Annotated in this window: 11 protein-coding genes; 5 read left to right on the forward strand and 6 right to left on the reverse strand. The window is 73.7% G+C overall.

What is annotated here, in order from left to right; all coding sequences use genetic code 11:
• From VFW24_14960 to VFW24_14970, 3 genes are all read left to right on the forward strand, one after another.
• Positions 1–1,503, forward strand: a 1,503-nt coding sequence (locus tag VFW24_14960; GenBank protein ID HEX5268064.1) for an NAD(P)/FAD-dependent oxidoreductase, incomplete at its 5' end; no start/stop codon positions are given.
• A gap of 9 nt (positions 1,504–1,512) precedes the next feature.
• The gene (locus VFW24_14965; GenBank protein ID HEX5268065.1) at positions 1,513–2,778 is read left to right on the forward strand and encodes an acyltransferase; all 1,266 of its coding nucleotides are present in this window, start codon (positions 1,513–1,515) and stop codon (positions 2,776–2,778) included.
• On the forward strand, positions 2,775–3,986 hold the full coding sequence (locus tag VFW24_14970) for a glycosyltransferase family 4 protein (protein ID HEX5268066.1): 1,212 nt from the start codon (positions 2,775–2,777) through the stop codon (positions 3,984–3,986). Before VFW24_14965 ends, VFW24_14970 begins: the two co-directional genes overlap by 4 nt.
• Here the strand turns inward: VFW24_14970 and VFW24_14975 are convergent.
• Genes VFW24_14975 through VFW24_15000 form a run of 6 tightly spaced genes read right to left on the reverse strand, consistent with a single transcriptional unit; the run spans position 3,983 to position 12,734 of the window.
• Positions 3,983–4,333, reverse strand: a complete 351-nt coding sequence (locus VFW24_14975; GenBank protein ID HEX5268067.1) for a DUF2304 domain-containing protein — start codon at positions 4,331–4,333, stop codon at positions 3,983–3,985. The two genes, VFW24_14970 and VFW24_14975, sit on opposite strands and share 4 nt — an antisense overlap.
• A gap of 3 nt (positions 4,334–4,336) precedes the next feature.
• Positions 4,337–5,089 carry a glycosyltransferase family 2 protein gene (locus tag VFW24_14980; GenBank protein ID HEX5268068.1) on the reverse strand — a complete coding sequence of 251 codons (753 nt, stop codon included), beginning with the start codon at positions 5,087–5,089 and terminating at the stop codon, positions 4,337–4,339.
• Between the two features lie 11 nt (positions 5,090–5,100).
• Positions 5,101–6,504 carry a glycosyltransferase family 39 protein gene (locus VFW24_14985; protein HEX5268069.1) on the reverse strand — a complete coding sequence of 468 codons (1,404 nt, stop codon included), beginning with the start codon at positions 6,502–6,504 and terminating at the stop codon, positions 5,101–5,103.
• Positions 6,501–7,484 (reverse strand): DMT family transporter, encoded by a 984-nt coding sequence (locus tag VFW24_14990; protein HEX5268070.1) that lies wholly within the window; start codon positions 7,482–7,484, stop codon positions 6,501–6,503. The genes VFW24_14985 and VFW24_14990 overlap by 4 nt, the downstream gene beginning before the upstream one ends.
• Positions 7,481–8,278 carry a class I SAM-dependent methyltransferase gene (locus VFW24_14995; GenBank protein ID HEX5268071.1) on the reverse strand — a complete coding sequence of 266 codons (798 nt, stop codon included), beginning with the start codon at positions 8,276–8,278 and terminating at the stop codon, positions 7,481–7,483. The genes VFW24_14990 and VFW24_14995 overlap by 4 nt, the downstream gene beginning before the upstream one ends.
• A 13-nt stretch (positions 8,279–8,291) precedes the next feature.
• Positions 8,292–12,734, reverse strand: a complete 4,443-nt coding sequence (locus tag VFW24_15000; protein HEX5268072.1) for an alpha-(1->3)-arabinofuranosyltransferase family protein — start codon at positions 12,732–12,734, stop codon at positions 8,292–8,294.
• A gap of 41 nt (positions 12,735–12,775) precedes the next feature.
• On the opposite strand from VFW24_15000, the gene coaE reads away from it, so the two are divergent.
• Positions 12,776–13,378, forward strand: coding sequence for a dephospho-CoA kinase (gene coaE / locus VFW24_15005; GenBank protein HEX5268073.1), 603 nt, complete (start codon positions 12,776–12,778; stop codon positions 13,376–13,378).
• A partial coding sequence (locus tag VFW24_15010) for an acyltransferase (GenBank protein HEX5268074.1) occupies positions 13,375–14,653 on the forward strand: 1,279 nt, incomplete at its 3' end. The genes coaE and VFW24_15010, both read left to right, overlap by 4 nt.

Here is a 14,653-nt window from a genome sequence, read left to right on the forward strand (position 1 = left end):
AGGAGAGACATGTCCGACCCCAATCTGACTGCGACCAGCGGCGACGGCGACGTGGTCGTGGTCGGTGCCGGGCCCGCCGGCCTGACTGCGGCCTACCAGCTGGCCAAGCACGGGCGGCGCTCGGTGGTGCTGGAGGCCGACGACATCGTGGGGGGCATCAGCCGGACCCCGGAGCGGGACGGATGGCGCTTCGACATCGGCGGTCATCGCTTCTTCACCAAGGTGAAGCCGGTGGAGGACCTCTGGCACGAGATCCTCCCCGACGAGGACTTCCTGCTCCGGCCCCGCATGAGCCGGATCTTCTACAAGGGGAAGTTCTACGACTACCCCCTCAAGGCCGGGAACGCCCTGCGCAACCTGGGGGTAATCGAGGCCTTCCTCTGCGTCATGTCCTACGTCTGGGCGCGGATCAACCGGCCGAAGGACCAGGACAGCCTCGAGGGCTGGGTGGCGGCCCGGTTCGGCTGGCGGCTCTACCGCACGTTCTTCAAGACCTACAACGAGAAGGTGTGGGGTGTCCCGGCCTCCGAGATCAAGGCCGACTGGGCCGCCCAGCGGATCAAGAACCTGTCGCTGTGGAAGGCCGTGGTCAACGCCCTCTTGCCGAAGCGGAACCAGAAGGAGATCACCAGCCTGATCGAGGAGTTCCAGTACCCGAAGCACGGGCCGGGGATGATGTGGGAGCGGGCCACCGAGCTGGTGCGACGGGCGGGCAGCGAGGTCCGGATGCGCACCCGGGTGGTCTCGGTGCACCGCGGGGACGGGGGGGCGGAGGCCGTCTCGGCCGAGCACGACGGGAAGATCACCCGCCTCCCGGCCTCCCACGTGGTCTCGTCGATGCCGATCTCCGAGCTGGTGCTGGCCATGGACCCGCCCGCTCCCGACGAGGTCCAGCAGGCGGCCAAGGGCCTGTCCTACCGCGACTTCCTCACCGTGGCGCTGGTCGTACCGGCCTCGGCCGGCTTCCCCGACAACTGGATCTACATCCACGCCCCCGAGGTGAAGATGGGCCGGATCCAGAACTTCGGGTCCTGGTCCCCGTTCATGATCAAGGACGGTCGCACCTGCCTCGGCCTCGAGTACTTCGTCTTCGAGGGTGACGAGCTGTGGAGCTCACCGGACGCCGACCTGATCGCCCTGGGGAGCCGGGAGCTCCAGGCTCTCGGCCTGGTCGGCCCGGGCCAGGTGGAGACGGGCTACGTGGTGCGCATGCCCAAGGCCTATCCGGTCTACGACGAGGGCTACGACGAGCGGGTGGACACCATCCGGCGCTGGCTGGCGGCCGACGTCCCGAACGTCCACCCCGTGGGGCGCAACGGGATGCACCGCTACAACAACCAGGACCACTCCATGTACACGGCCATGCTCACGGTGGAGAACATCGTCAACGGCTCCCACCACGACGTGTGGTCGGTGAACGTGGAGGCCGAGTACCACGAGGAGGCGTCCTCCTCCGGCACGGGCCGGGATGCCCCGGTGCTGCCGAGCCGAGCCGCCTCCTAACCCGTGGCCGTGGCCGTCGCTTCCCCGGAGGCGGGGGCTGCCGGGCCGGGCGCCCTCGAGTCCGGCGCGTTCGAGGCGGCCGGCCGGCCCCGCCACTTCCCCTGCTTCGACGGCCTGCGGGCCATCGCCGCGGTATCGGTGGTGGTGATCCACACCTCGTTCGTCTCCGGCCTCACGACCCGCTCCGGCGTCGGGATCTACACCGCCCGCCTGGAGATCGGGGTGGCGGTCTTCTTCCTGATCTCCGGCTTCCTCTTGTACCGGCCCTTCGCCGCCGCCCACGTGGCGGGACTGCCCTCACCGGTGCTCGGCCGGTTCTGGGTGCGCCGCCTGCTGCGCATCGTCCCCGCCTACTGGTTGGCCCTCACCGTCACCACCTACGTGCTGCACGTGAACCAGACCCGTTCGGGGTGGGCGTCCCCGCTGATCCTCTACGGCTTCGGCCAGATCTACTTCCCCGACGAGGTCTTCAAGGGGATCTCCCAGGCGTGGTCGCTCTGCACCGAGATGACCTTCTACCTCTTCCTCCCGCTGCTGGCGGCGGCCATCGCCGCCCGCCGGCGGTCGATGCGGAACCAGATGGTGAGGGAGATGGTCGTCCTGGCCGCCATGGTGGGGATCAGCGTCGGTTTCCGGGACTGGGCCCTGCACCGGCACGGCCACCTGGCGGGCACCATGGCCGACTGGCTGCCCGCCAACCTCGACCTGTTCGCCTTCGGCATGTTCCTGGCCGTGGTGAGCAGCTGGCTGGCCGAGACCGGGCGCACGCCGCGGCTGCTGTGGAACCCCCTGTTCCCGTGGGTCAGCTGGGCCGCAGCCGGAGCGTTGTTGTTCTGGGTCTCGCACCTGGGCATCCCGTTGGGCCCGCTGTATCGGATCTCGCCCGGGCTCAACCTCGTCCGTCAGGCCTTGTACGCCGGCTTCGCCTTCTTCCTGCTCCTGCCGGCGGTCTTCGGGCCCCAGGACCGGGGCCTCATCCGGCTCCTGCTGCGCAACCGGGTGATGGTTGCCGTCGGGATCGTCTCCTACGGGGTCTACCTCTGGCACCAGGCATGGGTGTCGATGTTCCTGCGCTGGTCGCACGACCGGCTCTTCACCATCCCGTTCTGGGACCTGTTCGGCGCCGTCCTGGCGCTGGCGGTGGCCTCGGCGGCGGGGAGCTACCTGCTGGTCGAGCGGCCCATCCTGCGGCTCAAGAACCGCCTCGCCTGGTTCGACCGGGCCACCACCTCGGTGCGCCTGGCCCTCGGCGGTCTCCGGACGGCGGAGTCGTGACGGCCGGCGCGGCCGCCGGCGCCGGGAGCGGAGAGCCCAAGCTCGGGGACATCGCCGCCGAGGCCGGGCTGGCGCGGATCCACCTGGTGGCCTGGAGGGACCTCGACGACCCCGAGGCCGGCGGGTCCGAGCTCCACGCCGACCGGGTGGCGTCGCTCTGGGCCCAGGCGGGGATCCAGGTCACCATGCGCACCTCAGCCGTGCCGGGTCAGCCCGCCGTGGTCGAACGCTCCGGCTACCGGGTGGTCCGCCGCTCCGGCCGCTACGCCGTGTTCCCCGCCGCCGCCCTGTCGGGGCTGGCCGGTCCGTCGAGACTGTCCCGGCTGTCGGCGCGGGACGGCCTGGTCGAGATCTGGAACGGGATGCCGTTCCTCTCGCCGCTGTGGCACCGGGGGCCCCGCTCCGTCTGGCTGCACCACGTCCACGGCGAGATGTGGCAGATGGTCCTCTCGCCCCCGCTCCTCGGCCGGGCGGGGGAGGTCTTCGAGCGCCGGGTGGCCCCTCCGCTCTACCGGCGGTCCCGGATCGTCACCCTGTCCGGGTCGTCACGGGAGGAGATCGTCGACCAGCTCGGCATGGCCCCCGAGCGGGTCGCGGTGGTCCCCCCCGGCGTCGAGCCCCGCTTCACCCCGGGCGGGGAGCGCTCGCCCCGTCCCCTGGTCCTGGCCGTCGGGCGCCTGGTGCCGGTCAAGCACTTCGACGACCTGGTAGCCGCCCTGGCCCGCCTGCGGGACCGCCACCCCGGCCTGGAGGCGGTGATCGCGGGGGAGGGCTACGAGCGGCCCCGCCTCGAGCGGGAGGTGGCCCGCCTGGGCGCGGGCGACTGGCTGCGCCTGCCGGGCCGGCTGGCCGACGACGAGCTGGTCGACCTCTACCGCCGCTCGTGGGTCCTGGTGTCGGCCTCGTCCCACGAGGGCTGGGGGATGACCGTCACCGAGGCCGCCGCCTGCGGCACCCCGGCGGTGGTCACCCGGATCGTGGGCCACGTCGACGCCGTCGACGACGGGCGCACCGGCCTCCTCGTCGACGACCCGGTGCAGCTGGAGGCGGCCCTCGACCGGGTGATCTCGGACCACGGCCTCCGGGACCGTCTGGGGGCGGCGGCCCGGGAGCGGGCGGCGCAGCTCACGTGGGAGGCCACGGCCCGGGGCACCCTGCAGGTCCTGGCGGCGGACGCCCTGGCCCGCCGCCGGCGCCCCCGCCGCTAGGACGCCGGCACGGCGTCGTCGAGCTCGCGCCGGAGCAGCGCCACCTCCTCGGCCAGCAGGCGGGTCTTGTCCTCGAGCCGACCGACCTCCCAGCTCAGGTACACGCACACCATCAGGAGGAAGAGGGCGGCCAGGACGGTCAGCAGGTCGGGCGGGTTGATGACCCCGACCGAGTGGGCCAGCCGGTTGAACAGGCCGGGCGTGATGGCGAACACCACCGTCGGGACGCACACCATCAGCCACACCACCGCGTACTTGTCGCGCAGCTGACGGCGCCGGAGCAGCTCCACGATCACCGACACCGTCACCACGCAGGCGGCCAATGCGGTCAGATGGACTCGGGTCACCGGTTACTCCTCCTCGGGCTGGTCGGGGGCGGGATGGTGGCGGATCCTCTCGAGCACGAGCATGACGCTCACCCGGAGCAGGTAGCCGACGGCCCGCCAGGAGGACTGGCTGGGCGTGCCCGCCATCCGCGGGCGCATGGACACCGGCACCTGACTGACGCGCGCCCCCGCCCGGCTGGCGATGACGAGGGACTCCACCGTGTCCGACAGGTACTCGGCCGGATAGGTCCGGGAGAACAGCTCGATGGCGGCCCGGTTGTAGGCCCGGAAACCGGACGTGACGTCGGTCAGCTCGGTGCCCGTCAGCCGGGAGAGGTAGGACGCCAGCATGCGCATGGCCACCCGACGGGCCCGGGGCACCGGGAAGCGCCCCATCCCCGCAAAGCGGGCGCCGATGACGATGTGCGGCTCCTCCGGCGCCAGTCCGGGGGCGGCCTCGTCCAGGCATTCGAGCAGGCGGGGTATGTCCCGCGGGTCATGCTGGCCGTCGGCGTCGACCTGGACGACGACCGCGTACCCGCGCCGGGCGGCGTGGCGGAAGCCGACCCGCATGGCCCCGCCGACGCCGAGGTTGAACACGTTGCTTATGACTTGGGCTCCGGCCTGGCGGGCCGTCGCCTCCGTGCCATCGCCCGAGTCGTCGTCGACGACCAGGATGTCGGCCTCGGGGACGGCCGCCTGGGCCTCCTTCACGACCATCGCCACCGACTCCTGCTCGTTCCACGCCGGCATGACCACGAGGATCGACGGGCCCACGCCGGCCGGCCTCAAGGCAGAGCCGGGGCGGCCAACCCCCGCTCCGGCTCCGGTTCGGGCTCCGGTTCGCGCCCGGCACCCGGCGGGGGCAGCTGGGCGTCGGGCTCCGGCCCCGGCCGCAGGCGGGAGGTGAGGGCGCGTACCGACGCGTCGATGCCCACCGCCGCCATCAGGACCAGCACCACCTCGAAGGCGATGCGGTAGCGGGTCTGCCCGAACGTGACGGCCACCGAGATCACCACGTCGAGGCCGATGGCCAGGAGGGGATAGATCGGCATCCGGCGCCGCCGCAACGACACGATGCCCGGGATCGAGGCCAGGACCAGGAAGTAGTACATGCCCAGGCCGACCTGGGCCCAGTGCAGGGGGCGGGTCTCGATCAACGAGTCGAGCTGGATCTGCTGGAGGGGACGGAAGAACCCGAAGGCCCGTCCCTCGCGGTCGAGCTCGACGCGGGGCAGCTCGCCGAGATGGGCCCCCACGAACTTGAGGGCGTGGGTGCGCGCGATGGAGTCCGCCACCGACTGGTCCTGGATCGGCTTGAGCCCGGGAGTGGCGAGGGCGCACTGGTAGGACCAGTAGCCGGCGTTGACCCCGTTGTAGGTGGCGGGGCAGTTGGCGGAGGCCAGCGTCACGCCGAGGCCGTTGCTGATGAAGGTGGGCTTGTCGAAGCGGGCCATGTTGAACCCGACCCACGGGCCCACCAGCACCACGAACCCGGCCGCGGCAATGCCGATCAGCGCCACCCGCCACTGGAGCCGGACCCGGCGGGCCAGCAGGGCCAGGGGCACGACGAGAACGGCCAGGAGCGCGGTCTCGTCGCGGGCCAGGGCCGACAACGCGAGGGAGACGCCGAGGGCCGCGGCCGTGAGGGCCCGGGGCCGGCGCCAGAAGCGGTAGGCGGCCAGCAGGACCAGGGCGATGACGACGGGCGTCAGGGCCTCGGACATCGCCAGCTCGTCGTTCATCCAGATGTTCGGGTAGACGGTCACGAGGAACGCCGCCAGCAGCCCGACCCGCCGCCCGCCGATCTCCTTGCCCGTGTAGGCGCATATCGGTATGGCCGCCGCGCCGATGACGCACGACCAGATGCGATGGACGAAGAACGTCTTGAGACCCACCACCGACGTCATGCTCAACAGGAGGATGAACAGCGGGGGAAAGGCGGCCGACGGCAGGGAGTGGTGGGCGCCGTAGAACAGCCAGGGGTTGATGAACCCGTGGCCGCTCGCCAGCAGGTTGGCGCTGTAGTGGTAGGTGTAGGCGTCGCCCCCCGGGGCCCGGTTGGGCCGGCCGTAGACGGTGGCGATCCGCAGCCCGAGCCCGCCGGCCGTCAGCACGCCGACGCCGGCGTACCACGGCCACCGGCGGACGGGCGCGGCCGCGACCTCGTTCGCGGCTCCGACGTCGTTCACGGCTCGGCCCCGACCGGCTCCGCCTCGGGCTCGGTGTACAGCGGCGGATAGGTGTCGGCCACGCTGCGCGCCCCCGCCAGCAGCGCCATCCCCGCCAGCACCCCGGCGAAGCCCACCAGCCGCAGCGCCACCCGCCAGCCCGTCTCGGGGAGGTGGTCGCCGAACAGCACGGTGCCCACCGCCACCACGTAGGCGCTGGAGATCACGTTGGAGACCGGCACCACCACCGACGCGTGACAGCGCTGCAGCGCCGTCTGGAACAGGATCAGCCCCCCCGCCGACGACACCCCGAGGAGGTAGATGTAGGGGGAGGCGAGGACATGGGGCAGGGCGTGGAAGATCCCGCCCTTCTCCATCTGGGCCGACACCGCCTTGGTGGCTAGTGAGGCCACGCCGTACACGAGACCCGACGCCATGCCGTACAGCGGGGCGCGCAGGTGGAGGCGGGCGTTCCCGCCCGAGCCGTGACCCAGCCGGTCGGCGGCCAGGAACACCCACACCGCCACCGCCGCCGTGGGCACGCCGATGCCGATGATGCCGACCACGGTCCCCTTGGTGCCGGCGTGGTCGTTGCGCGGGTCGAGGGACAGGCTGATGAACAGCAGCGCCACCGCCACCACGCCGACGCCGGACCAGTCCCGCCGGCCCAGGTGCTCGCCGAGGGCCAGATGGGCCAGGACCAGCAGCAGAACGATGCCGGACACGAATATCGGCTGCACGACCGAGATCGGGACCACCGACAGGGCCACGATCTGCAGGGCCAGCCCGGCCAGCATCGACACGAACCCCGCCATCCACGCCGGCGACGACGCAACCGACCGGACCAGGTGGACGAGGCGGCGGGCGTGCACGTCGGGCAGGGCGGTGAGCCCGTGCTTCTCGAGGACGAAGCCCACGTTGTAGAGCAGGGCCGACACCACGGTGACACCGATGCCGACGGCGTAGTGCGCCCCCTGGGTGGGGGCGGCGGCCACGATCACGTCTCCCCCCGCCGCCGCATGAGCAGGAGGAGGTTCCACGTGGCCAGCTCCCGCACGGCGGGCACGCGGACGATCCACGACATCCAGCCCGGGTAGTAGCGCGGGACGGCGTCGACGAGGTCGACGTCGGTGCGTCCCCGCACCAGGCGCAGCACCGGGCCCACGTAGCGGGCGAAGAGAGACCGGCCGAACAGGTTCTTCGGCTCCTGGCCGTGCCGGCGCTGGTAGCGCGCCGCCGCCCGCCGCCCGCCCAGGTAGTGCCACGGGGAGGTCTCGTGCCCGCCCCACGGCGAGAGCCAGACGGTGAACGACAGGTAGATCAGGCCGCCCCGGCGGGTGACCCGGACCATCTCGTCGAGGAACCGCCCCGGGTCCGGGACGTGCTCGAGGACGTTGGAGGAGAACGTCAGGTCGGCCACCTCGTCGGGGAAAGGCAGGCGGGTACCGTCCCCCGCCACCGTGGCGCCGGGGGCCAGCCGGCCGGCCCGGATGGCGGCGGCGTGCAGCTCGGAGCGCTCGTCCCCCCGCGGCGCCCCGCTCTCGTCGGGACGGGCCGCCTCGGGCTCGACCAGGAAGCACTCGGCCCCGGCGCCGCGGAACGCCTCGGTGAACCATCCGCCGCCCCCGCCGATGTCCAGGACCCGCCGCCCGGTCACGTTCACGTAGCGGCTGACCTGCTCCAGGGTGTCGTCGGCCTGGGCGCGGTAGAAGAGGTCGGGGTCGGTCTGCTCGCGCAGGAAGACACGGAACATCCGCACCGAGCGGCGGAGTCCGGGTCCCGAAGGGGCGGACATGGTGTCCCGGAGGCTAACGGGGGGCCTCGTCCGGGGACGGCGATGCCGGGGCGTCGCCGGCGCCGCGCCGGCGCAGGAGCACGACCACGGCGTCGGCACCGAGCAGGCACACCGCCGCCCACCCCAGGGAGTTGGCCTGGTGGAACGACCCCGGCCAGAGGATGTTGGGGAGGTAGCCGTGACGGGCCTGCCCGGCCACCATGTAGACGCCGGCCGCCGTCAGGGCCGCCGCCGACCCGAGCGCCAGCACCGGGCGCCAGCGGTCCACCACGCACCCGAGCACCACGGCCAGCGCCACCGGCGCCGCCGCCCACGGGGCCGTGACCGTGCCCGCCACCCCTCCGGCCGCCACCGCGGCGACCGCCGTCACCCACCACCGGGGCCGGGTTCCCCCGCTCGCGACCGGGATGGCCAGGACCGGGGCGGCCGGGTCGGCCGGAACAACCTGGTCCGCCTCCTGATCCGCCTCCCCGGGCGCGCCCCGGCGCCGGCGCCGGGGCAACCCGCCCGCCACCACCACGCCCCCACACCCCAGCAGCGCCAGCGCCGAGAGCACCAGCGCCACCCACACGACCCGCTGCGGGGCCCACGTCAGGTGCACGACGGCGGTACCGCCGGGGCCCAGCGCGCCGGCGGGCACGTACCACCCGTTGGCGTAGCCGTCGATCAGCTGCGGCGCCCCCAGCGGGACGGTCCGGCCGCCGGAGGTGAGCTTCGCCGTCCACCCCCGGCTCAGGCTCTGGCCCAGCACCATCCAGAACGGGCTGCCGGCCGACCCGGCCGAGACGGTGGCCGTCACGTGGGTGCGGTCCTGGTGGGTGACCCGGACCGACGGGGCGGGAGCGGCGGGCGGGGCGGGCAGGGCCCCCGACGCGGCGGCCGCCAGCGGCGCGCCGCCGCGCTCCGAGCCCAGCCACAGCTGGTCGACCTGGAGCCCGGAGACGAGCCAGGGGCTGGTCCGCACCTCGTGGGTGCCGGCGCCCAGCGCCACTCCCCGGGACGAGTTGCCGCAGGGAGAGATCGTCAGGCCCCCGCCCGCCAGCGCCGACGCCGCCGACCCGGACACGCGGATGTCGACGGGACGCCCGTCGACGGACAGGAGGTCCGACCGGCACGGGCTGGGGATCACGGCCCCGCCCGCCGGAGCCGGACGCCTGCCGGCGCCGGGCAGGCCGACCTCGGCCAGCGCCACCGGGAGGTCGTCCTGCCGGCCCGACTGCCCGCCGTAGTAGTCGAGGGTCGTGAGCTGGCGGGCGCTGTCGACGGTGATGCGCACGCTGGACCCGCTGAGGGCCGGGAAGTCGACCCGCACGGGCGTCACCGCGCCCTGGGGCCGTCCCGCGCCCGGGGCCACCGGTGGGACGTCGACGGTGCGCGACCCCGTGCCGGTGCTCACCGTGATCCGCGTCGGCAGCGAGTGGCGCCCGTCCGCCACGACCTGGAGGTCGAGGTGGTCGAAGGTGAGGGGCCGGGCCAGGTCGTAGGTGATCCATTCCCCGGCCTGGGGGCCGAAGGCGGCCGTCCACGACGTGGCCGGGTTCCCGTCGACAGCGGCGTCGGCGCTGGCGGCGCGGTCACCGGGCAGGCGGGTCGACGAGTCGGCGCCGACGATCGGGTCACCGGGGCCCGGGCCCGCCGCCCGGCCGACCAGCCCGTCGATGTCGGCATCCGAGTCGAGGGCGGACACCCGAGCCGTCCCGCCGACCGAGAACGTGCGCGCCGTGGGTACGGGGAACGTCCGGTCCATCACCGGCTCCGGATCGTGGCGGGGCGGCACGTCGGGAGCCCGGTTACGCGTCATCAGGTACACGAGACGGTGCCCGGCCGACGCCGCGCCGGCGTGCTGCAGCAGATCCGACGGCAGGTCGATGGTCTCGTGCAGGTTCACGCCCGGGATCCCGACCTCGGAGAAGCCCACACCGGACAGACCGTCGAAGAGATGGCGGGGGCCGCCGTCGTCGGTGGTGGAGTCGATCGTGATGTCGACGGTCGAGAAGGGGCGCGACCCCGACAGCGCCACCACCTGCCCCGCTCCCGAGAGTGACGCCGGCCCCAGCGCCACGCGGCGCACCGGCCCGCCGTCGAGGCGGAGCGAGACGGCGGTGATGGTGCGGTTGCCGCCGTCCGCCTGCCGGAGCGTGATGTGGTCGCTCGTGGCCGGCGCGGGTAGCTGCACCTGCCAGCGCTGCCCGACGGCGTCGCTGAACGCCGCGACCGTCCACGCCGTGGAGGGATCCCCGTCGATGGCGTTGGAGGGGCGGTCCTCCGGCGTGTAGGTGAGCGGGTTGCCGTAGGCGCTGGCCCGCACCGAGCGCACGCCCTGCAGGTTCGCCGTGGTGAGGGCCGGGGCGCCGGCTCCCGGGAACAGGGGGAGGGGCTGATCGGAGGGATCGGGGACGAGGGCGGCTTCGCCCGGCTGCTCGACGTAGCCGAGGTTGTCCTGCAGGGCGCCCCACCGGCGCCCCTGCTTGGCGTTGGTGTCGGTGACGACCAGGTCGGCGCCGGCACCGAGCACGCGCGCCAGGCCGGCGGGGTCGGCGTCGACGGAGCCGCTGTAGAAGACCGTCGGGTTGCCGGCCAGGAGCCCGGCGCCGGCGGCGTCGACGACCCCGGCCCCGTCACCCGCCACGAGCAGGGGCTCGGCGCCGCTCTCGGCGCGCACGATGGGCCGGGCGCCGGGAACGTCGAAGACGGCCAGGGCGGGCGGATAGGCGGCGCCGGCCGGCACGCCCAGCTGCGACTCGTTCACCAGCGGGTACTTGATGAAACCCGTGGGCCCCGCCGGACCGAACGTGCCGGCGGCCGTCAGGCCCGGCACCCCGGCGGCGAACGGCTGCCAGAGCACCTGGGGCAGGGGCAGGCTGTAGCGCTCGTACTGCAGGTCGGACTGCAGCAGCAGCTGGCCGGCGCTCATCAGGCGGGCCACCGGCGCCAGCGTGGCGGGGTCGAACACGCCGTCCTGGATGCTCCCGTCGAGGGCGCCGAGGAGGTCGACGCTGCCCGGCTCACCCTGGGGGACGATCTGGCGGGCGGCGTAGGGTCGGGTGAGCAACCCCGGCGGGACCGGGTCCTCGGTGACGCCCCAGCGGTAGGCGGCGAAGTCCTCCCCCGGCAGTCCCAGCACCCGCGTCGCCGGTCCGCCCGCGTCGAGGTAGCCGGCGGCCTGCTGCCAGTACTGCGGTACCTGCGACGGGCGCGCCAGGTTGGCGGCCACCATGTTCCCGGTCCACAGCGGCTCGATGTCGGCCAGCACCAGCCCGCTGGACACGAGCGCTGCCACCCACCCCAGCCGGGGACGCGACGCGAGGAGGGCCGCCACTCCCGACCCGAGCAGCAGCGCCAGGCCGAGCACGACCACGGGCAGCACCCGGTTGCTCGAGCGCATGGCCAGCCCCACCGACGATCCGTTGGAAGCCGACTTGAGGACCTGACCCAGAGGGGAGGGGTCGTCGTACGGGTACGTCCCCACCGCCGCCACCGTCCCGATGACGACGAGGCCGATGGCAAAGGCGCGGTAGCGCCAGCGCGCCAGCGCCCCGGCCACCAGGCACACGACCGGTACGAGGAAGCTGACGGCCAGCAGCCACAGCGCCTCCATGTACGGGATCGACGCGTCCGTCCACGGCTGCACCTTGTCCTGGCCGTAGAAGAACCAGTAGCCGAGGCCCCGCAGCACCTCGGTGGACAGAGACGTGCGCGCCACGGTCGGGACGGTCTCGGTGTACTGCAGGATCGACAACCCGTACGAGCCCTCGGCCCACAGCCCGGCTATCCACCACAGCGACACCGCCACCCCGAGGACCGCCAGGCGGCCGACCGCGGCCAGCGCCCGCCGCGCCGCGACCTCGCGCGTGACGATCACCGCGTAGAGCACCCACAGCACCGGCGCCAGCCCCGCCAGGAGGATCGAGGTGGCGTTGACCCCGCCCACGACGGCCAGCACGAGGGCAAACACCGCCGGGTACCGCCACCCGCCCCGCCGCACCGCCAGGATGACCAGGCCCAGCATCCACCCCAGCGCCGCCCACGGCATGAGGATGGCGGAGATCCGCGCCAGGTAGTCGATGACGTAGGGGGTGCACGTGTACGCCAGCGCCGCCACCACCCGCCCCGGCCCGACCAGCCCCAGGTGCCGGCAGCACCACAGCACCCCGGTGCCGGCGGCGAAGAGCAGGGTCCCCATCCACACCCGCTGGCCCACCCAGTAGGGGACGTGCAGGGCGTGCACCAGCCAGTAGTACGGCCCCATCGGGAACAGGTAGCCGATGTTCTGGTGGGTGACCGTGCCCAGGCCGACGTTGGGGTCCCACATCGACGCCGCCCCGGTGGTCAGGCGGCCGGGGTCGAGGTACAGGTACTCCTTGGTGTCGGCCGCCACCATGCCGGGCCTGGTGGCCAGCAGCGGGCCATAGCTGAGGGCCCCCAGCAACAGCCACGTCAGCCTGGGCCGGGACACGGGTCGGGGAGTGTAGAGAAGCGGCGTGCAACGATGGCCGCGTGCCCGTCGTCGGCCTCACCGGAGGGATCGGATCCGGAAAGTCTACGGTCGCGTCCCTTTTGGCCGATAAGGGTGCGGTGGTGATCGATGCCGACCGGATCTCGCGCGAGGTCATGGCCCCCGGAGGGGCCGCCTTCGGGCCGGTGGTCGAGCGCTTCGGTCCCGGCGTGGTGGCGCCCGACGGCACCCTCGACCGGGCCGGGCTGGCCCAGATCGTGTTCAACGACCGGGACGCCCTGAAGGACCTGGAGGGCATCACCCACCCCGCCATCGGCCGGGTGATGGCCGAGCGGATGGCCGAGGCCGCCGCCGACCCGGACCGGGTCGTCGTGATGGACATCCCCCTCCTGGCCGAGGGCACCAGCCGGGAGCGCTACGGGCTGGCGGCGGTGATCGTCGTCGACACGCCCGAGGACCTGGCCCTCGAGCGGCTGGTGGCGCAGCGTGAGATGGACCCGGCCGACGCCCGGGCCCGCATGGCCAACCAGGCCGGCCGGGACGAGCGGCGGGCGCTGGCCGACCACGTGATCGACAACTCCGGGTCGCTGGAGCACCTGCAGGCGGAGGTGGACCGGGTCTGGGCGGGTCTCCAGGCCCCGTGACGCGCACCCGTTACGTTCCGGGCCTCGACGGGGTCCGGGCCCTGGCCGTGGCCGGGGTGCTCGCCTATCACGCCGGCGTGGGCTGGTCCGGCGGGGGGCTGCTCGGCGTCGACGTCTTCTTCGTCCTGTCCGGCTACCTCATCACCACCCTCCTGGTGGGGGAGCAGGAGGGGACGGGGCGGATCTCCCTTCGCCGCTTCTGGGGACGGCGGGCCCGGCGCCTGCTGCCGGCCCTGTTCCTGGCCCTCGCCGGGGTGGCGGCCTACGGGCGCTTCCTCACCGGCGTCGACTCCCTCCACCAGCTGCGGGGGGACGCCCTGGCCACCCTCGGCTACTTCGCCAACTGGCACTACGTGCTGGCGGGGCAGAGCTACTTCGCCCACTTCGGGGCGCCTTCGCCCCTGCTGCACACCTGGTCGCTGGCCGTCGAGGAGCAGTTCTACGTCCTCTGGCCCATCGTGGCCCTGCTGGCCCTCCGGCGGGGCGGGAAACGGCGCCTGGCGGTCGTGGCCGGCACCGGTGTCCTGGCTTCGGCGGGGCTGACCGCCGGGCTGTTCCTCACCGGCGCCGGTGTGTCCCGCCTCTACTACGGCACCGACGTGCGGGCCCAGGAGCTGATGGTGGGCTGCCTGCTGGCGGTGGCCCTGCCCGGCCTGGCCCGCCGGGTGGACGGCCGGTCCCGGGTCCCCCGCCGGGTGGTCCTGGCCGCCGGGCTGGCCGGGGCCGGATTCCTCGGCTGGGCCCTCCACGCCGTGAGCGGGGACGGCCCGTTCCTGTACGAGGGCGGCTTCCTGGCCGTGGCCGCTGCCACCGCCGCCCTGGTGGCCCTGGTGGCGCTGCTCCCGCGGTCGGCCCCGGCCCGGCTGCTGTCGCTGCCGCCCGTCCGCTACGTCGGGCGCGTCTCCTACGGGCTCTACCTGTACCACTGGCCGATCTTCCTGGCCCTCGACCACGCCCACACCGGGCTGGCCGGCCTCTCCCTGCTGGCCGTGCGCCTGGGCTCCACCGCCCTCGTGTCCGTGGCCTCGTTCCACCTGATCGAGGAGCCCATCCGCTCGGGCCGGATCCTCAACGGCCGCCCGGCGTGGCTGGCCGCCCCGGCCACCGGCCTGGTGGCGGCGGGATCGCTCCTCGCCGCGACCACGGCCCCGGCGGCCGCCTCGGTGGCGAGCGCGCCCCCGGCGGCGCGGGTGCTCCTCGGAGCCGCCCCCCGCTCCGCCGCTCCTCCCGCCGGCACGCCGACCGTACGCGTCCTGATGCTGGGGGACTCGCTCG

Source organism: Acidimicrobiales bacterium (genome assembly GCA_036273495.1).
In the GTDB taxonomy this organism is placed as follows: Bacteria; Actinomycetota; Acidimicrobiia; order Acidimicrobiales; family JAJPHE01; genus DASSEU01.